Genomic DNA, 20132 nt, shown 5'->3' on the forward strand with positions numbered 1-20132 from the left:
TTTCAATCCCCGAGAGCTGCGGCATCCGGCTGCAGCGCTGGGGGATGCGATCGTTTTGAAGGATCTGCCCGATGTTTCGCCGCGCCGTCGTATGTCCTCCGGTGTCAGGGTCTCGCGCTGCCCAACGGTCGGTACTGCTGGCCGGGGCGAGCCTGTTGACCTTGCTGATGGTCGGCAGTGGCGGGGCGCTCGCGGCGCAGCTGGGGGGTGGTGCGGGAATTCCGGCGACAAGCTACACGATGGACGCCGCGGCGCTCGCCGCGCAGCAGGCAGCGGCCGCGGCCCAGCAGGGCCAGAGCGCGATGCGGCGCTCGATCGAGGCCATCCAGGCGATGCAGGGCGCGCAGGCTGCCGCACGCGCCGCGGCGGCGGCCGCGCAGCGCTCGGTGACAATGCCGCAGGTGGTGGTGCCCAATGGTCTTGGCGCAGGCGGCCTGCAGGTTGCGCCCAACGCCGCGTGGAGCGGCGCCAACGCGCCGGTGCAGAGCGCGAACGGCAACGGCACGACCGTGACCATCAACCAGACCGCGCCGCAGGCGATCCTGAACTGGCAGACCTTCAATGTCGGGGCCCAGACCACGGTCAACTTCAACCAGCAGGCTGCGACCTGGACGGCGCTGAACCGCGTCATCGGCAATGTCGGCCCGAGCCAGATTCTCGGTCAGATCAACGCACCGGGACAGGTGCTGGTCATCAACCACAACGGCATCATCTTCGGCGGTGCCAGCCAGATCAATGTCGGTTCGCTGATCGCGTCCACCGCCGGCATCACGGATCAGCAGTTCCTCACCAAGGGAATTTACTCGGCGCAAAGCGGAACCAGCTATCTGCCGAGCTTCAGCCGAGCGGGCGGCAAAATCGTCGTCGAGAACGGCGCGCTGATCACGACCAATGCGCCGACGTCGGTTACGTCCAGTGGCGGGTTTGTCGCGCTGCTCGGCACTGAGGTGCGCAATGCCGGTACGGTCATCACGCCCAAAGGCCAAGCGCTGCTCGCCGCCGGCGACGACTTCATCCTGCGTGCAGGTTACAGCACCAACGTCCACCAGTTCTCCACCACCAACGGCAGCGAAGTCGCGCCGGTCATTTATGCCGCAAGCACCGGCGGCACCGTCGGCAACACCGGCCTGATCCTGTCGCAGCAGGGCGACATCACGCTTGCCGGACGCGCGCTGACCCAGGGTGGTGTGCTCGTCGCCACCACCTCGGTGAACCAGCGCGGCACCATCCATCTGCTCAACTCCGCCTCGGATGGCGCCGGCAGCGTCACGCTGACCGGCGGCAGCACCACACTGGTCATGCCGGAGCTGTCCGCGCGCGACACCGCGTTGAACTCCCGGCGCGATGCGCTGATCGCGGCGTCGGGACCGAACCCTCTGGCGATCGGTCAGTTTGACAATCTCAGCAGGTTGGCGGACAGCCAGGACCGGTCCCGCGTCGAGATCGTCACCGGGGGTGTCGCCTCTTTCCTGGGCGGCTCGCAGACCATGGCGCAGGGCGGCCAGATTGCGGTGTCGGCCGGCAAGCGGGTGTTCACCGAACGCGGCGCCACGCTCGATGTCTCCGGCGTGCAGGGCGTGCTGCGGCCGATGGATGCGAACCTGATCAAGGTCAACATCCAGGGCAACGAGCTGCGCGACTCGCCGCAGAACCGCGACAGCGGCACGCTGTTCAACCAGAATGTCTGGATCGATGCCCGCAATCTGACGCTGGTGCCGGCCGGCACCGGCGGCTATGCGACCGATCGCTACTATACCGCAGGCGGCCTGCTGGAGGTCTCCGGCTATGTCGGCAACACGGCGCACACCATCGGCGAATGGGCTGCCGTCGGCGGCACCGTCACGCTGGCGGCGCCGGAGGTGGTGGCGCAGCGCGGCTCGTCGTTCAATCTCTCCGGCGGCTCGGTCGTCTACCAGGGCGGCTTCCTGCCGCAGACCTATGTGCTCGGCAGCGACGGCCGGGTCTACACCATGGCAAGCGCGCCGGCCAACCTGACGTATACGGCGGTGATGAACGGCTTCGTGGTTCAGCACAAGCAGGGCGGCAAGGTCGATCCGAAGCTCACCGAGATCTACGCCAGTCCCCTGGGCTTCGGCGGCAGCGTCTGGCAGGACGGCTACACGGTCGGACGCGACGCCGGCAAGCTGATCCTGTCGGCACCGACGGCGGTGTTCGAGGGCGACATCGTGGCCGGGGTGATCAATGGCTTGCGCCAGACCGATGCGACAGCCGTGTCGGTGACAGACGGCTACAAGAAGACCCAGACCTCCGTCGCTAGCGCCGCAACGCTGGCGGTCGGCCGCTATGACGCCACTGGCCGGATCGGCGGCTACGCCTCGGACATCAGGGTGGGCGCCATCGCCGACGTCACCGAACACATGGGAGCCGTCGACGGCCTGACCGTCCTGGGCCGCGCCGCCGGCACCGTCTGGCTCGATGCCGGGCGCCTTGCCAAACAGAATCTCGGCGGCCTCGCTGCCATCACCACCAACACCATTTCCATTGATGCGCCGCTGGCCCTGGCCAATGGCGGCAACCTCGAACTCGTCGCCCCCATCGTCGACATCAACGCCACCATCATGGCGCGCAGCGGCTCCGTCACCGCCACCAACATCCTCAAGCCCGATAGCGCGCAACTCGGCACTGTCGCGCTGCTGAAGAACGGCGCTTCGGCCATCACGGTGGGAAGCGGCGTCACGCTCGATCTGCGCGGGGTCTGGGTCAACGCCTTGGCCAACGGTGCCGATTCCAGCAAGCTCGGCTGGATCAACGGCGGCAGCGCCACCCTGGCCTCGACCCACAACATCATCCTGTCGAAAGGCAGTCTGATCGACGTCTCGTCGGGCGCCGCGCTCGCGGCCAACGGCAACATCAAGGGCGGCAAGGGCGGCAGCGTCACACTCGCCGCCGACGTCGAAATGTCAGGCATCACCGCCGTCGGCATCCTGACCCTCGACGGCAAGGTGGCCGGCTACGGCGTCAACGGCGGCGGGACGCTGAAACTGTCCTCCGGCACCGGCATCTCGATTGGCGGCAAGCTGACCGCGACCGACGGCGTGCTGGCGGCAGGTGAAAGGGCTGTGGTCGATCTCGTCCTCACCCAGGATTATCAGGTGAAGGCTGGCGAGATCCTGCCGATCGACTACAAATACACGGTCAAGATTGCGCAGCCGGGCGAGGCCGTTCCCTCGGTCGGTATCCAGCCCGGCGCGAGATTTACGCTTCAAGCGAATTGGACGCCCCCGCCAAACGGCGAATATCACTTGCGCGCGGATGCGTCGTTCTATGTCGACGGCAAGGGGCCTTATAGCCCCTTCATCGATGTCGGAACCTGGCGAGGGCCGCTCACGGCCATGAATATGCAAACGGGGCAAACCGAGCGCTTGCCCTATCTTCCGGCCGGCGTGTCTCTCTACGCCAGTGACAGCGGTGATGCCGGCCATTTTGGCGGGTATGTCGTTCCTAGGGACGTGTTTCCCAATGGCCTGCCGGTTCCGAAATACGCGAAGACCGTGAAGGTAGGTCGTCCATCGCCGGTCGATCTGTTGATCCCGGCAGGGGGCGTGTTGGCCGCGGGCGCGGTGCTGGCCAATCCGGCTCAGGTCAAACCCAACCTTCAGCTCGACAGCGCGCTGTTCCAGACTGGCTTCACCACCTACGACATCACCGGGCGTACGGGCGTGGCGGTGATGGCAGGCACCAGCATTGATGCGGTCGTGCCGGTTTATCGTTTCAATGCGGCGTCCTTCGGTGTCGCGACCGGCACCGAGCCGGCTGCAGCGCTGGAGCTGTGGACGCCGCCCGACTATCTGGCGGACGCCGTCAAGGGCGTTCTGAGCCGGCGCATCGGCGCCAGCCTGACGTTGCGGTCTGTCGCGACCAATGCCTCCACCTTGATCGTGGGCGCCAGCGGTCCCATCACTGTTGCGGCCAATGCGGCGGTCAATGTCGATGCCGCTCAGTCCATCAGCCTGGTGGGGCGCGATATCGTGGTGGACGGCCGCCTGACGGCCCCCGGCGGCACCATCACCATGGAGGTGCCGAACGCCAAGGCCTTCAAGGAAATCGGCGACACCAGCCCCGGCCTGATCTGGGTCGGAGGCGGTGCGGTGGTGGATGTGGCGGCGCGGGCGGCGACCGCCCTTGATCGGAGCGGCCGTCCCTACGGCATGGTGATGGATGGCGGCAGCATCCGCATCGGCGGCGCGATGGATTGGGAGGACAAGGGCGAGGCCTTCGCCCCCGATGCCTTTGTCGTGATCCAGAAGGGGGCAAGGCTGGATGCCTCGGGGACCACGGCCATGATCGGGTCCATCGAGGGCATGACGGCGGCGGCGAGCAACGGTGGCGTGATCATCGCCAAATCCAATACCGGGCTGATCCTCGACGGCACGCTGCGGGCTGAAGCGGGAGGCGCCGGGGCGGCCGGGGGCACGCTCGGGCTGGCGCTGGCGACGCCGACCTACGATCGGCAGAGCACCATGGGCGACGTGCTGCGTCACCGCGAATTCCTGCTGACGCAAACCCAGGGCAACAGCGGATTGGCCGCCGACGCCACGGCGCAGAGCGTGCGCGCGACCCTCGTTCCGGGCATGGCGCGGCTGGGTGTGGACCGCATCACCGCCGGCGGGTTCAGCTCACTCTCGCTGCTGGTCGACGGTCCGCTCAGCTTCGACGGCAATGTCGCGCTGAACCTGGGCCAGAGCCTGCGCCTCTATGCCGGAGCTTTCGGTCTGGCCGACGGCGCGGCATCCGACGCCACCGTTGTGCTGACCGCGCCCTATCTCCGTCTGGCCGGCGTCATCCGGACCGCGAGGGATGGACAGATCTTGCCGAGCGTTAAATGGGGGAGCGGCCCGTCGCGGCAGGCGACCAGCGCCGTTTTCCAGGCGCACGCATCGCAGATCGACATCCGCGATCGCGTCGGGTTCGGCGTGCGCGGTATCGATCAGGCCACAGGCGCGGAGGTGGACCGGCTGGGCTTCTCGCTGGTCGATCTGACCAGCACCGGCGACCTTCGCCTGCTAGGCGGCGCGATTGGCCGCGGCTTGTCTGGCAGTCTCACCACTGAACTCGCGACCTCCGGCAATTTGCTGCTGACGGCGGCGCAGATCTATCCGGCAAGCGATGCGAGCGCACGGATCATCGCCGGCTATGTCGGGGACACCGCGCCGTTCGTCGCGGGCACTTCGCTGACCATCCGCCGGGCCGGCTCCGGCATTGTCGCCATGCCCTATTCGGCGTTCGGTTCGCTGCAACTGAATGCCGAGACCATCAATCAGGGCGGTATCGTGCGGGCGCCGTTCGGCATGCTGATGCTTGGATCGGTCCCCTTCGGGGCTGTGTCCGACAGCGTCAACCTGCTCGCAGGCAGCATTACGTCGATCAGCGGCGCCGGGCTGATGATGCCCTATGGCGGCACCGTGGACGGCATCACCTATAGTTACAACGGTGCGGCGATCACGCTTAAACCGGTCGCCAACATGACCGACAGCAATCCGGCAAACGGGATCGGGTTCAATACCGCGCATCTGTCCGCCGATGCCGGCGCGACACTGGATCTGTCCGGCGGCGGCAGGTTGACCGGCGCCGGCTTCATCTCGGGGCGCGGCGGCTCCATCAACATTCTGACCGCGCCGCTCGCCGGCGCCGGTCCTGGCTACGGCTTCAGCGCCATGGGCAATGCCGTCTATGCCATCGTGCCGGGACGCACGGCGGGCTATGCGCCGGTGGCGGCAGAGAGCGGCTACGGTGCCCCATTGGTGGGACAGCAGGTCACCATCCCCGATGGCGTGCCCGGCCTGCCAGCCGGCACCTACACGCTGATGCCGTCGACCTACGCGCTGCTGCCTGGCGCCTTCCGTGTCGAGATCGGCGCCGGCAACCAAACCATGTTGGCCGGCGCCACGGCGCAGGGCAACGGGTCCTACAGCGTCGCCGGCCGGCTCGGCATTGCCGACACGGCGGTCCGCGAGGCGCTGCCCCATCATATCATCGTCACGCCGGCCAGCGTGGTGCGCCGCCACTCCGCCTATAACGAGATGGACTACAACGCCTTCGCGCAGGCCGATGCGGCAAGGCTCGGCGTGCCGCGCGGCCTGCTGACGATCGATGGCCGCGTTCTCGACCTCAAGATGCTGAAGAGCACCCTGCCGGGAGACGTGCGGGCGCCACTCACCTTCGCGGGCACGTTGCTGCAGGACGCGGAGAGCGGCAGCACCGGCTATGCCGGATTGGTCCAGGTCCGCGGCATCGGCGAGGTGCTGGCGACCGGCGAGGCGGCTGCGGCGGGCCTGAACGGCGTTTCCATCACCGCCGATGCGCTCGACGCACTCGACGCTCCGCGCCTGCTGCTCAATACCAGCCTCATGACGACGAACGGGCAGAAGGGCCGCTATGCCGAGCTCTCTGGCACCGGTGACCTGATCGTCCGCAGTGGCGCGAAGCTCATTGCCGGTGAAATCGTCCTGGGCGGCAGCCGCTCGACTTTCCCCATCAGGGACGGTGCAATCACCATCGAGGAGGGCGCATCGATCATCGCCCGGGGCAACGGACGGCGCATCTTCGATTCCCGTGATGGCTACGTGTTCCGGGCTGACGGCGTCCTTGTGGTGTCCAGCGGCTGGATCAACCTCATCTTGAGCGAAGCGCCATCGGGCAGCGACGCGAACTTCGGCGTCAACATGACGGTCGGCGCTTGCGTCACCGGCGAATGTGCCACGCCGACCCGGCTCCTGGCGGACGGCACCATCGCCGTCGCCACCCGCCGTTCGCTGGTCATGGCCGACAACGTCGCCTATGGCGCGAGGAATCTGGTGCTGGGTGTCAGCGCCGTCAACATCGGCGAGACCGCCGCGATCGCGGCGATGCAGGCCGCCGGCGAACTGCCCCCGGGGCTGGTGCTCAACCAGGCGAGGCTCGCGGAATTGCTCGCGGGCAACACCGCAGTCGGAGTGCCGGCGTTGCAAACCCTGGTGCTCAATGCCCACGACGCCGTCAATGTCTTTGGTGGGGTCACCCTCGACGCCACGTCGCTGGAACGCGTCGTCTTCGGCACGCCGGCGATCTACGGTTATGGCACCGCGGCCGACACCACCGTCATCCGCGCCGGCGAATTCGTCTGGACCGGTGCGGACGGTGTCGCCGGTGCGCCGATGGCCGACCGGCTCGGCGGCGGCCGGCTGGCCATCGATGCGAGGTCCATCCGCTTCGGCTACGGCCCCAACACCCAGCCATCCAGTGCCGCGGTGGACGGTCGCCTGGCGCTGGGATTCGCCGGCGTCAGCCTGAGCGCCAGCGAGACGATCGCCGCCAGCGGGACCAGCAGCCTGTCGGTCTATCGCGATCGCGGCGCCTATGTGACCGGGCAGGGCTGGCAGTATAGCGGCGGCGACCTGGCGATCTCCACGCCGCTGCTCACTGGCGGTGCCGGATCCAGGTTCACCGTCGCAGCAGGTGGCGATGTGACGATCACGGGGCAAGCGGCCGGCGCGAGCGACGCGCTGGGCGCGCAGCTGTCGGTGTCCGGCCGCACCATCACGGTGGACACCGCGGTGGTGCTGCCTTCGGGCAAGCTGACGCTGGCCGCCGTCCAGGACGTGCGTCTCGGCGATCACGCCCGCATCGATCTGGCGGGACGCGAGATCACCATGTTCGACACCCGGCGCTACAGCTGGGGCGGTGATCTCGTGATGTCGAGCGAGCAGGGCGACATCAGCGCCGCGGCCGCTGCGGTCATCGACCTGTCGGCGCGGGTCAACCGCGCCGGCACGTTGACGGCCACGGCGCTGAGCGCGACCGCCGGCCGGGTCAACCTTGGTGGCGTCATTCAGGGCGGTGCCAGCGGCAGCTACGATGCCGGCGGCACCCTGGTTCCGTTCGATGCCGCCGAACTGACGGTGCGGGCCCGCGTTCTGGCGGAGGCCGATTTCGCCGCGCTCAACGCTCGCCTGAACGCGGGGCAAGTGTTCGGCGCACGGCGCTTCCGGATCGGGCAGGGCGACCTGACCGTCGGCGACGGGGTCAAGGCGCGCGATGTGCAGATCGTCCTGGATGCCGGACGCCTGACGGTCAACGGCGACATCGACGCCAGCGGCGTCAAGGTCGGCAGCATCCGGCTTGCCGCCAGCGACGACCTGGTGATCAACGGCAAGCTCGATGCCCATGGCAGCGCCCTGCGGGTGGACAGCTATGGCAAGGTCATCGAGAGCCCCAACCGTGCCGTGATCGATCTGACCTCGACAGCGGGCCGTCTGATCCTTGCCAACACCGCGGCTTTCGACCTGCGGGCGGGGACCGGTGGCACGGCGGTGTCACTGGGCACGCTCGGCCTGAACGCGCCGCGTCTCGGCAGCAACGATGTGGCCGTGGATGTGATCGGCTCGCCCGTCATCCAGGGCGCGCGCAACATCAACGTCAACGCCTTCCGCACCTATGACGACGCGCCGCTGGCCGCATCGCCCGACGTGTCCGGCAGCCGCGCGCAGGACATCACGCAAGGCTATCTCGACGCCATCGATGCGGACAGCAGGACCTTCATCACCGCCGCGCTGGCCAATCGCGCGCTGTCCGGTCGCCTCGCCGGGCTTGGTGCCTATCATCTGCGCCCCGGCGTCGAGATCGTCAGCAAGACGGCCACCAATCCGACGGGCAATCTGACCGTGTCGGGCGACCTCGACCTGTCGGGCTATCGCTACGGGCCGGGCGCCGAACCCGGTGTGCTGGTGCTGCGCGCCAGGGGCGATCTGACCGTTCACGGCAGCATCACCGACGGCTTCGCCACGCCGGCGGCGACGCCGGACGACAGCGGCTGGACGCTGGTCCAGGGGATCACGCCGTTCGGCAGCGACATCATGGTGCCGCGCGATGGCGTGACCCTGGATGTCGGCACCACGTATCCGGCAGGAGTGACGCTCAACTATTCCGTACCGGTGGCGGCGATGACACTGCCTGCGGGCACGGTCCTGCCGGTCGATGCCACGTTGACCGCGTCCATGACGCTGCCGGTCGGAACGGTGGTGGCGGCCACCATCACCAATCCCGACGGCAGCGCCATTGCCGCCGGTACCGTGCTGAACGGTGCGGTGACCTTGCCGGTGGGCGCCAGGCTGGCGGCGGGGACGCCGCTGATGTCGGATACCGCGGTGGCGGGCCTGACCTGGCCCAAGGGCGTCAAGCTGCCGATCCAGATGGTCATCACCGCCCAGGTGCCGCTGGCGCGCGGCGCCCTGATCCCATCCATGACCGATGTCAGGCTGCTCAACGGCCAGATGGTCGACCTGCGCGGCGGGGCCATCAGCAGGAACTGGGCCGTGGCTCCCATGCTGCCGGCGGGCACTCCATCGTGGGATATTTCGCTGGTGGCCGGCGCAGACGTCGTCTCGGCCGACCGCCGCGCGGTGGCCCCGAATTCGCACGGGACGATCCGGCTCGCCGACACCCACTACGTCTATACGTTCAAGATGGGGTCCGTCGGCGGGACGCCGGCTCTGGTCTGGACGCAGACCGGGCAAGACTGGGCGTTCGGCAACCGCGGCGACCCCGTGGGCGACGATCCGGTCAAACAGGGATGGTGCCGGGATTACCCTCAGACATGCGAAATGGGATCTATTGGCGGCACCCCGGTCGTCCAAAAGGACCTGCCGCGTGACACCGCCTTCAGCGTGATCCGCACCGGCACCGGCGACCTGTCGCTGCTGGCGGCCGGCGACATCGGCGTGAACTCGCTCTACGGCGTCTACACCGCCGGCACGGCGACCAATGCCGACAGCCGCTATGACCAGCCGCGCGGCGTGCTCGGGGGCGGTTCGGTCCTCGGCGATCAGTTGGTCGATTATTCCGGCGCGCTGGCTGGCTATCACGCCTGGTATCCCGACCACGGCGGCAATTTGCTGATTGCCGCCGGCGGCAACCTGACCGGCGACATCGCGTTCGGGACCCTCGATTCCACCACCACCTCGCTGGTCGGCAACTGGCTGTGGCGCCAGGGCTCGGGCAGTGCCGCGGTCGCCACCCCGATCTCGACCGCGTGGTGGGTCAATTTCGGCACCTACGCCGGAAGCAAACCGTTCCTGGTCGGCTTCACCGGCTTCGGCACCCTGGGCGGCGGCGATGTCACGCTGCGCGTCGGGGGTGATGCCGGCAAGATCGTTCAACGGGGACTTGTCGGCGGGTTGGATGTCACGAGCCGCAGCCAGGGGCTGGTGGTCGCGGTGGGGTCCAGCGGCCGGGTCGGTGACGATGGCACGCTAACCCTGACCGGCGGCGGCGATCTCGACATGCGCATCGCCGGCGCTCTCAACCCGTTGGCGACGACCGACCTCGACTACGTCAGCACGGCGTTGTCCGGCAGCATCGTCAACCTGCGTGGCACGGTGCGGGGCGAGGCGGCCTCTATCGGCACGATCCGTACGTCCTATGGTGGCATCGGGAAAAACGATGTAGATCCGCGCGGCTTCGATCCGTTTGCCACCCCCAATGCCAGTTCCTATCTGGGCTTGACGCTGGTGCCGGGCGATTCAGCCGTCTATCTCCGCACCCTCGGCGACATGGTGATCGCCGGAGCCGGGGACGGCACCCGCAGCCGAATCCTGAACTCCGTCGGCGGTGACAATTGGTTCACCCTGTGGACCGATCACACCGCCATCAATCTGGTGTCGGCCGGCGGCAACATGGCTCCGAGCAAGGTGGCGAACGATCCCACGGCCGGCGTCCACGACGTCGCCGATACCTGGCCGGCGACGCTGCGTGTCGCCGCGCTCGGCGGCAACCTCTATTTCGGTCGTTCCGCCGGGGCCGACAATATGGCGAACTACACCCACGACGTGCTGGCCCCGTCGCCGTCCGGCGCACTGTCGATCCTGGCCGCAGGAGCGATCTACGGTGGCACTTTCTTCCCCAGCGATCCCTATATGGCACGCCACGCCCTCGTCATGTCCACAACCGGCACCCGTCTGCCGACCCCGTTCGATCCCGCGTTCACGGGGCAGGGGACAAGCAATGTCGATCCGTTCGGCGGGGCGGGGCGGGACATCAGAAGCAGCATCTATTCCCTTTTTGCTTTCGGCCCCAACACGGCGACGACTGCGGCTCCGCGCGGCGCGGATGCGGAGCCGATCCGCATCTACGCGATGAACGGTGACATCGTTGGTCTCTCCACTGGCGAAACGCTGACCTACCCAAAACCCTGGTGGATTGGCGGGAATCTCCCCACCTGGTACGTGGGGGGAGGGCCGCTGCGCATGAGGGCCGGTCGGGACATCGTTGCCAGCGGCTCCCTCGACCTTGCCTGGGCGAGCAGTCCGTTCAACGGCAGCGTGCCCAATCTCATTGTTCACAGCAACGCCACTGACGTGTCGGTCGTCCAGGCCGGCCGCGACATTCTGTATTCCAGCTTCGTCGTCGCAGGCCCCGGCACGCTCGAGATCAATGCCGGACGGCATATCCTGATGGAGGACAAGGGGGCGTTGACTTCCATCGGCTCGATCGTCGCCGGTGATAAACGCCCCGGTGCATCCATCGTCATGGCAGCGGGGCTCGGGGCGACGGGGCCGGACTACGCCCGGTTCGCCGCGCTCTATCTCGATCCGAACAACCTCGCCAGGACCGGCGTGCCGCTCGCGGACCAGCCCGGCAAGGTCGCCAGGACCTACGAGCAGGAGCTCGCCGACTGGCTCGCGAAGACTTTCGGCTTCACCGGCTCGATCGACGAGGCCCGGGCCATGTTCGTTCGCCTGCCTGCGGAGCAGCAGCACGTCTTCCTGCGCACGGTCTATTTCGCCGAATTGCGCGCCGGCGGCCGCGAGTACAACGATCCGTCGAGCACGCGCCATCAGTCCTACCTGCGCGGCCGCGAAGCCATCGCGGCGCTGTTCCCGGATCAGGATGCGGCGGGCCGGTCGATCACCTACGCCGGCGATATCACCATGTTCGGCGGCACCGGCGTGCGCACGCTGGACGGCGGCGGCATCCAGTCGCTGACGCCGGGCGGCAGGCTGATCATCGGCGTCGAAGGCGTGGTGCCGCCGGGATCGTCGGGCCTGATCACACAGAAGACCGGCGACATCGAGATCTATGCCAGGGGCTCGATCCTGCTGGGACTGTCGCGCATCATGACGACCTTCGGCGGCAACATCATCGCGTGGTCGGCGGAGGGCGACATCAATGCCGGCCGCGGCTCGAAGACCACCCAGGTCTTCACGCCGCCACGACGCGTCACCGATCTCTACGGCAATGTCACGCTGTCGCCGCAGGCGCCGGCGACCGGTGCCGGCATCGCGACGCTGCCGTTTCCCGAGGTCGCGCCGGGCGATGTCGATCTGATCGCGCCGCTCGGCACCATCGATGCCGGCGAAGCCGGCATCCGTTATTCCGGCAACATCAACCTCGCGGCGCTGCAGATCGTCAACGCCGCCAACATCACCGGGCAGGGCACGGCGACCGGCATCCCGACCGTGCAGGGACCGCCGACCGCGGCGCTGACGGCCGCCTCCAACACCACAGCGGCGACCCAGCAGACGGCGCCGCCGCCGGCCCGCAATGACGGCCAGGCGTCGATCATCATGGTCGAGGTGCTGGGGTATGGCGGCGGTGGTGACGAGCCCGAAGGGGAGCAACGGCGCGGTCCGAAAAGGCAGAGCAGCATCAACTACGATCCCAACGGAATGCTGCGCGTTCTCGGAAATGGCACCTTCACTGCGGAGCAGACCGCCGACCTGACGGCAGAGGAAAGGCGCAAGCTGCTCAGCCAGATCAACACCGGAGGCCCGTTGTAGAAACGGAAACGGCTCGACCTGCTTCGCGGTCGGCGAGGTGGCGGTCGCTTGAAGACCCCGACGGCACCACCATGCCTCCTGCGAGGTGGGGGCAGCACGGCACAAACGGTGCGTAAGGAGTGCGTGTTCGAAACGCGGGCGCGGCGCCGACCGCGTTCGAAGATGCGGCGCAGCCCGTCGTCTGCGCGTTCGCGGAGGCGCGTGTGATGGCAAAGGCCTGATGCGCGTCGGGAAACGGTTCTCCGCCGCAGAACGGACCGTCGTGATCTAGACGGATTTGTCGGTGATCAGCCCAGTGGGCGTTTCGTTGGTTTTTCCGGCCTGCTGCTTGATCATGTCGCGAATCTTGTCCTCGATCTTGTGTCGGGATGCCGCATCCATCGCCTTGAACTGCTCCTCGGTGATTCCCAGCTTGGAAAGCATCGAAGCCCGCATGCGCTGCGCTGGCGTCATTTTCGCGTAATCGAGAAAGGCCTGCTCCGCAGACTTGTCGCTCGCAGACTTGCCGCTCGCGGATTTGCCGGTGAATTTGCCAGGAGGCTGCGTGCTCGCTGAGGGGCCTGCGAGGGCGTTCAAAAGAGAAATGGTCATCGCTCATCTCCAGATCACGATCGGTGGATCAGCAAAGCTCGTGCCATTTGGAAACATGCGGAAATGAACGGAACGATCTCGCAGCGACGCATCGAGGTCGCACGGGCCCGGCAAGTCTTGCCGGGCGTGCTGGGAAAAATTGCCGAGCGCAACAAGGGCGCAGCGCGACATCGACGGCTGGACGAGCGTCAGGGAGAAGAAGTTGAAGGCAGGCATGGCCGACAGGCCAGCCTCCATCCACCGCCCAGGCTTCATGGCGAGCGTCACGCCAAAGCCGACATATTTGCAATCGCGATGCGTGCGCGCGGGGATCGAAGCGGACTGAATGTCGCGATGAGTTTCTCCATCGACATCTGCGACATGGCGTCTATCGCGTCTCGATGGCCGAGTAGATTATCATCGACCAAACGGCAACGGCCGTGAGATCCGGGTGAAGCTGTCCACGCTCGGGGGCGGACCTTGGTGGTCGCGAACTCCCAGAGCGATCTGGCACCGAACCGGCAATTCACCTTGCCGGATGCTTTTTCGATTGCATGCGGCGCCCGTCTGGCCTTTCATCCCGGCCACGCCATATGGCGGCGAGGTGCGGTAGCGATTCGATGACGAAAAAGGCCGGCGCGACGCCGATTTCCAGCAAGGCGGGAAGGTCGCCACGAAAGTCGCCGGGCAAGCGTTCCGTCTGGACGCGAGCGGATGAAGACCGGGATGCCGGCGCGATATTTGGAACGGCGATGCGGTCCAAGCGCGAGGAGCTGCAGCTCACATTGCTTGATGTCAGCAAGGCGACAGGCATCACCAGCAGCACGTTGTCGCGAATCGAGAACAGCAGGATGGCGCCGACATTTGCCGTGCTGCTCAAGTTGCTGTCGTTCTTCAAGATGGAATGGGCGGACCTTGTCGCGACGGCAGCTGCGGATTCCGGGCGCCCCGATGCGGCGCCGTTTTTCAGCGTAGCGAGCGCGGACAGTGCCAGCAGCGTGACGATCAATACCGGCACTTACACCTTCCCTCACGATGATCGTTATCCGTCGCCGTTCATGCCTTTGATTCTCGAAGTGACGGCCTCCAGGCCGGAGCAGTTCGGCGGCATGACCGGGCATGCCGGTGTCGAGTTCTGCTATGTTCTGGAGGGTCAGCTCGAGCTGCATATGGAAGGCCGTTCGCCCGTCTCGGTGAATCAGGGCGGCAGCATTTTCTTCGACAGCACGCAGGCACATGCCTATGTGGCGCGAGGCGGCCGAGCCGTCAAACTGCTCATCGTTTCCACGGCCAGGATTTTCTCGTCGTTCACCAGCTCGGTCCGCGATCTTGCGAGCCGAGGGGCCGTTGCGGGAAAGAGCGAGGCGCCGCTGAAAGCCGCCCGCGATGGTCGCCCTCGCCGGCGCGTGGTTCAGAAGAACTGAATTCGGACGTCGCCCGTGGCGTGAAAGCTCATGTTGTGAGCGCGGCAGAGCCGGCTCGCTCCGGCCGCCGTCGCCGACCCCATCGACAAATCAAGTGCGGAGCGCCATCTTTCTGTTGACTTGCGGATCCGCAAAATGCGAGTTTCCGATCCGCAAATTGATGCGCGATCGTCGACGTCGACGGATCGTCGTCATTTTGCTTCTGCCGGAACCGGTCCGTAGCGGCGCCTTTTCAGGCCCTAACAGTTGAGCACCGCAGCATGCTTCTGTCGCCCGACACCTCGCATCATTTCGAACTGCTCCGCATTATCGGTCACAGCTACTATGGCGGCGCCGACGTGCAGGAGTGCCTGCAGGTCGCCAGCGCTCTCACTCCCGGCGACGATGAGAGCTGGTATCGGGAATGGCATCAGCTTGCCGAGCGCGTGCAGGCCGCCGGCGATGCATCGCTGGTGCGCGGTCACCATCGCAGCGCATCGAAGGCCTACCTGCGTGCCGCGACCTACCATTTTGCCGCGGATTTCTATCTGCACGGCAATCCCGATGATCCGAGAATCCTCGCGTCCAGCCGAGCCAGTCGCCAGAGCTTCATGGCGGCCTCCAGGGGGCTCGATGTCGAAATCGACCGTGTGGAAATTCCCTTCGAGGGGACGACGCTGCCGGCCTATGTCATGAAGCGCCCCGGCCTCGTCGGTCGGCGTCCGACACTCGTCTGTCACTCGGGGTTCGATGGCACCAAGGAGGAAATTGCGATCTGGCCCGGCATGGCAGCGGCGGAGCGCGGTTATGTCGTGCTCGTGTTCGAAGGCCCGGGGCAGGGCGAAGTCGTTCGCGAACAGCGTCTGACCTTCCGCGCCGACTGGCACAATGTGGTTTCGCCGGTGATCGATTATGCGGTCGGTCGCGACGACGTCGATGCTGCGAAAATCGCGCTGATGGGCATCAGCCTCGGCGGTCTTCTGGCACCGCTGGCGGCGGCGCATGAGCACCGGTTGCGCGCGCTGATCGCCAACGGCGGGCTCTACAGCTTTTACGAGATCGTGCGCGGCCGCTATCCGGCGGAGTTGCCTGAAAAGGGCGTGTTGGAAGCGGGGCTGCGTGAGGCGGCCAAAACCAACACCACACTGCGCTGGAGCGTCAACCACGGGCGTTTCGTCTTCGGCTACAGCGATCTGCCTGACTATCTCGAACGTCTCAAGGCGTTCGAGGCGACGAATGCCGATCAGATTCGATGCGCGACGCTGGTGCTGGATGCGGAGCTCGAGGGCTTCTTCGCCGGCCAGCCGCAGAAGCTCTACGATCGTCTGAGCTGTCCGAAGACCCTGATGAATTTTACGATTGAAGAGGCCGCAGGCGCGCATTGCCAGGCCGGCGCCGAGGGCGTTGGCGCGCAAAAGATCTTCGACTGGCTCGACGAGACCATGCAAGTGACCTGACCGTCGGCATGCAGAGCGCTTTCCGTCATATGGTTGATCCTGGGGCGCGCGCTTGTATGACCGAGCAGGTGTTCGCTCAGGGGCCTTGCGGGAGGCGCGGCCTGCGTGCAGCTTCCTTGCGGTGTTGAAGCCGCGCGTGCCGCGCCGTGGCGGGAGCGAGGATCTCGGGAATGGCCTTGAAGGTTGAGCGCGTCCGCCATCTGACTGCTGCAGACATTGCTGCATGCGATTTCTCGTTTGAGGTAACCTCGGAGATGACGCCTCCGTACGAGGACTGTACCCGAGACGTCAAAGAGGTTGCCCCCTACCGAAAAGCCTATGAGTTCGAGGCTGACCTGTTCTCCTCGGACCGGGAACATGATGATTACCTGATCGCCGTGGCCAAGGACGGAGATAGGGTGCGGGGGTATCTTCTCGCGTCGCGCGGCTGGAATAACTATGCCCAGGTCGACGACCTCGCCGTCGATCGGGATGTCCGCAAGCTTGGGGTCGGCCGAGGGCTGATGGATGAGGCCGTGAGGTGGGCAAAGGAAAGCGGATTGCCCGGGGTGCGGCTTGAGACGCAATCCAACAACATGGCGGCCTGCCGTTTTTATCAGCGCTACGGCTTCACGTGCGGCGGCGTCGATCGGCTGCTTTACGCGGCCCTAGGGCACGAGCGCGAAGAGATCGCGCTGTTTTGGTATCTCATCCTGAACACGGCTTGAACGGTCTGCGTTGAGGTCAGACCATTCGCCGCGCGCAATGGCCCCGTCGGGGAGGGGCGTTCCTCGACGTTGGGAACGCGCGCAGCCATTGAGGGACGATCTCGTCCCGGTCACTACCTTGACATGTCAAGGTATATGCAGCTAGCCTTGGCCATCACACATGGGGAGGCTCGTGATGGTGACCAATACGGAGCGTTTCGTCAGTCAGCGGCAGGCTTTCGAGCAAACCTATCTGGATGACGACTGGACGCGCCTTGCGCCCTATTTTCATGACGATGTACGCTATGAAGTCATGAACATGCCGTTTCATTGCGTGGTTGAGCGGCGCGACGCCGTGTTCGCTGCAATGAGGCGATCGGTGGCGAGGTTCGATCGTCTGTGCACTCGAACGCTCGGTTACGATGCGACGCTGCTCGAAGAAGGCGACAATGTCTTCGTCTATGGGGCGATCAAATATCGCCGCGGCGACAGCCCGGAGATGGAGGTGCGCCTGTGGGAGGTCGCGACCTATCGCGACGGTCGGATCGTCCGCCTGATTGATCTCTACGATCTTGGGGCGCGCGCGGTGTATCAGAGCTGGATGGCGGCGTGGGGCGACGGCCTCGATCCGAGCTATCTGTGAGCGCGCATGGGCACCCCCAAGACACAGCGCCGGATTCGACGAAGCCGGGACGAGGCGCGCCAGCTGATCCTGGCTGCGGCGGAACAAATCCTGCGCGAAAGCGGCCCGGAGGCCGTCAATGTGCGGGCGGTCGCGACGCGGGTGGGGCTCACTGACGCGGCCGTCAATCACCATTTCGGCACGCGCGACGAATTGCTCGAAACGCTGCTACGCCATGCCGGCCGCCGCCTGAAGGACGCACTGGATGCCGCCGCGGAGCAATGGAAGGAGACCGGCGCCTCGGTGCGGCAGCTCGTGGACATCATGGCGGATCTCTATGCCGACGGAAGCTATGGTGAACTCGCGCTGCGGCTCCATCTCTCCGGCTGGCGCGACCGTGGCTCCGGCATGCTCGGAACCGTCGTGACCGTGCTGCACGAGCGGAGATCGCAGGCTTGTGTGGCGGCGGGAAGGGGGGCGCCGTCCATGGCCGAGACGCAATTCGTGGTCGGGCTGCTGCACCAGACCGTTGCGCTCGATCCGTTGTTCGGGGCCCCGTTCCGGTTCAGCGCGGGGGCGAGGCGCTCCGATGAGCCGGCCCTTGAGCAAAAGAAGAAGGCGTGGACGGCAATGTTCGAAGCGGCGCTGGCAGGTGAGCCGGCGCTGGCCGGCGGTGAGTGAGGGGCGCGCCTGCGAAGCGCGCGCGGCGAGCAGATACAGAGCGGCGGAGCTCGAAGGAACTCCGCCCGCAATCGTGCTGCGCGGCATTGATTTCAGGCCGCAGCAGCTTTGATCTCCGGCAACGGCGGTTTGCGCTCAAAGGGCTTTTTTTTAGGGGGCGCGGGCAACAATCCTTCCCGGATCGCCTGCTTCCGAGCAAGCTTGCGCGCGCGGCGAATGGCTTCGGATTTCTCGCGCGCCTTTCTCTCCGACGGCTTCTCATAGGAGCGCCGTTGCCTCATCTCCCGAAACACGCCTTCGCGCTGCATCTTCTTCTTGAGAACGCGAAGCGCCTGTTCAACGTTGTTGTCTCGTACAACGACCTGCATTGATTTTCCTCTCTTGAGGCTGCAAATGCGACACGTCCTGCAAGCAGCCAATTGCGCAGAAGCTTCATCGCGATTTTTCAGGATGGCGGCTGCAACATTCGTCGCCAGCTTCGAGGGCGATGCGCTCGACGCGCGATCCAACCTGGTGCGTCACGTGACCACTCTCGCGCGGACAAGTCAATCGACTGGGCCTGCCAGCATTTCGGCAGATCTGATTGCAATGGCCGGCAGAAAACAAATCGGCTTATGCCCTTGTAAAGCAACGGGCAGGGTGTATATTAAACATGTTCGATCAGCCGCTGTGCCTTGTTGAATGCGCCCGCGGGCTCCTTTTCCAAAGACATCGACGAAGTTGAAAATGTCCGCGTGATTGTCGCGCGGCATACATGCGCCATTGCGCTTTGGAGAAGAAAATGACGACAGGCACCGTAAAGTGGTTCAACGGTCAGAAGGGCTTTGGATTCATTCAGCCGAGCGACGGCAGCAATGATGTGTTCGTTCACATCAGCGCCGTCGAGCGAGCCGGCCTTTCGGGTCTTGCAGAAGGCCAAAAAGTGAATTTCGAGACCAAGACCGACAAGATGCGAGGCAAGGTCAGCGCCGAGAGTCTCTCGCTGGCTTGATATCTTGGCGCCGTTTCACGGATGTACTGAAACGGCCGCTTGGCCCGCTCGATCCCCGGATTGAGCGGGTTTCGCCGTCTGCAAAACGGAGTGAAGCATGAGCGCCAGGAAAACGGCCGAGCTGTCACCCGAGAGCATCGCGCGTTCCAATCGTAAGCGCCTGGCCGCTGAAGAAGGAGCGCGGGCTTTGGCCGATGTCGAGAAACGCGCCGTCGAGATTCGCAAGAACATGGCGCGGCTTCGAGAGGTTCGCGAGGCCAAAGAAGCGGCTGACGACGCGCTTCGAGCAAGTTTACCAACCGGCGCTATCAAGAAGCTGCCAAGGAAGCGGCGAACGTAGCAGTTCGTAACGCTTGCACCAAAAGATTGGGGCCGGTCATATGTCAGAAGGAGCGGATCGTGCGTAGAACAAAGTTGGACAGCGGCGGCACGATCACTTTCCTTCTCGCGTTCGGCGCAGATCGGCAGAAGTGCCAGCTTGCGACGACTTTCAGCACGCAGAAGCAGGCCTTCAGCTATCTGCAGAAGAATCGAAGGGAGTTCGAGCGCATCGCGCGGGCGCGTCTTGCGTCAGGCGAGCTCCAAGACGGGATCGTCGTCTTGTCGATGCTTTAATCAGGACTGCAAGTTTGCCGGAGCCAGTTTGCTGATCAGAGTCGGTGACCTGCCCCCCGCGGATTAGGGCAGTATGAACTGGAGTTTTCCATTTATTGAGCCGCCCCCAAAACCACAGCCTGTGCTGGAATTTTCCGGGGTTATAAGGCACGGGGTCCATCCCGCTCGGCCGGTATGGCCGCCCGGAAGAGCATGCGGATGTGGTCACGTTCCTGGCGAGCGTGCGGGCATCCTACATCACGGGCAGCGTTGTGCGCGTCGATGGCGGTCTCATCGCCAGCATTTGAGGACGCCGCGCCAGGTCCGCGCCGTTGTCGAAAGCGGACCTGACATT

Annotated in this window: 12 protein-coding genes and 1 pseudogene; 11 read left to right on the top strand and 2 right to left on the bottom strand. The window is 65.6% G+C overall.

The features are described from left to right. Positions 1 to 167: 167 nt before the first annotated feature. Entirely contained in the window at positions 168 to 12773 is a 12606-nt protein-coding gene (locus AB4Z37_RS16930) for a filamentous haemagglutinin family protein (RefSeq protein ID WP_441518029.1), read from the top strand. A gap of 267 nt (positions 12774 to 13040) precedes the next feature. Here the strand turns inward: AB4Z37_RS16930 and AB4Z37_RS16935 are convergent, their stop codons facing one another. After that, complete coding sequence (locus AB4Z37_RS16935) at positions 13041 to 13364, bottom strand: hypothetical protein (RefSeq protein ID WP_441517905.1); 324 nt, start codon at positions 13362 to 13364, stop codon at positions 13041 to 13043. Positions 13365 to 13427: 63 nt separating this feature from the next. Between AB4Z37_RS16935 and AB4Z37_RS16940 the strand changes: the two genes are divergently transcribed. The 6 genes from AB4Z37_RS16940 (at position 13428) to AB4Z37_RS16965 (ending at position 18192) form a co-directional block, all read left to right on the top strand. Next, positions 13428 to 13787: a hypothetical protein gene (locus AB4Z37_RS16940; protein WP_441517906.1), complete on the top strand. Its 360-nt coding sequence runs from the start codon at positions 13428 to 13430 to the stop codon at positions 13785 to 13787. Positions 13788 to 13963: 176 nt separating this feature from the next. Then, entirely contained in the window at positions 13964 to 14767 is an 804-nt protein-coding gene (locus AB4Z37_RS16945; RefSeq protein ID WP_441517907.1) for an XRE family transcriptional regulator, read from the top strand. A gap of 260 nt (positions 14768 to 15027) precedes the next feature. Further along, entirely contained in the window at positions 15028 to 16203 is a 1176-nt protein-coding gene (locus AB4Z37_RS16950; RefSeq protein WP_441517908.1) for an alpha/beta hydrolase family protein, read from the top strand. A 170-nt stretch (positions 16204 to 16373) separates the two neighbouring features. Then, entirely contained in the window at positions 16374 to 16910 is a 537-nt protein-coding gene (locus AB4Z37_RS16955) for a GNAT family N-acetyltransferase (RefSeq protein WP_441517909.1), read from the top strand. Between the two features lie 175 nt (positions 16911 to 17085). Further along, a complete protein-coding gene (locus tag AB4Z37_RS16960; protein ID WP_441517910.1) occupies positions 17086 to 17532 on the top strand; it encodes a nuclear transport factor 2 family protein in 447 nt (148 codons plus the stop codon). A 6-nt stretch (positions 17533 to 17538) separates the two neighbouring features. Continuing rightward, positions 17539 to 18192: a TetR/AcrR family transcriptional regulator gene (locus AB4Z37_RS16965; RefSeq protein WP_441517911.1), complete on the top strand. Its 654-nt coding sequence runs from the start codon at positions 17539 to 17541 to the stop codon at positions 18190 to 18192. Positions 18193 to 18284: 92 nt separating this feature from the next. On the opposite strand, the gene rpsU is transcribed toward AB4Z37_RS16965, so the two are convergent. Beyond that, a complete protein-coding gene (gene rpsU / locus AB4Z37_RS16970) occupies positions 18285 to 18560 on the bottom strand; it encodes a 30S ribosomal protein S21 (RefSeq protein ID WP_441517912.1) in 276 nt (91 codons plus the stop codon). A 413-nt stretch (positions 18561 to 18973) separates the two neighbouring features. Between rpsU and AB4Z37_RS16975 the strand changes: the two genes are divergently transcribed. The 4 genes and pseudogenes from AB4Z37_RS16975 to AB4Z37_RS16990 form a co-directional block, all read left to right on the top strand. Further along, on the top strand, positions 18974 to 19183 hold the full coding sequence (locus AB4Z37_RS16975; RefSeq protein WP_441517913.1) for a cold-shock protein: 210 nt from the start codon (positions 18974 to 18976) through the stop codon (positions 19181 to 19183). 97 nt (positions 19184 to 19280) lie between these two features. Further along, complete coding sequence (locus AB4Z37_RS16980) at positions 19281 to 19523, top strand: transcriptional regulator (RefSeq protein ID WP_441517914.1); 243 nt, start codon at positions 19281 to 19283, stop codon at positions 19521 to 19523. Between the two features lie 59 nt (positions 19524 to 19582). Next, a complete protein-coding gene (locus AB4Z37_RS16985) occupies positions 19583 to 19798 on the top strand; it encodes a hypothetical protein (RefSeq protein WP_441517915.1) in 216 nt (71 codons plus the stop codon). Between the two features lie 149 nt (positions 19799 to 19947). Next, positions 19948 to 20085 (top strand): annotated as a pseudogene (locus tag AB4Z37_RS16990) (SDR family oxidoreductase); the annotation flags it as partial. Positions 20086 to 20132: the final 47 nt, after the last annotated feature.

The sequence above is a fragment of the Bradyrhizobium sp. 2TAF24 genome (genome assembly GCF_052115025.1).
In the GTDB taxonomy this organism is placed as follows: Bacteria; Pseudomonadota; Alphaproteobacteria; order Rhizobiales; family Xanthobacteraceae; genus Bradyrhizobium_A.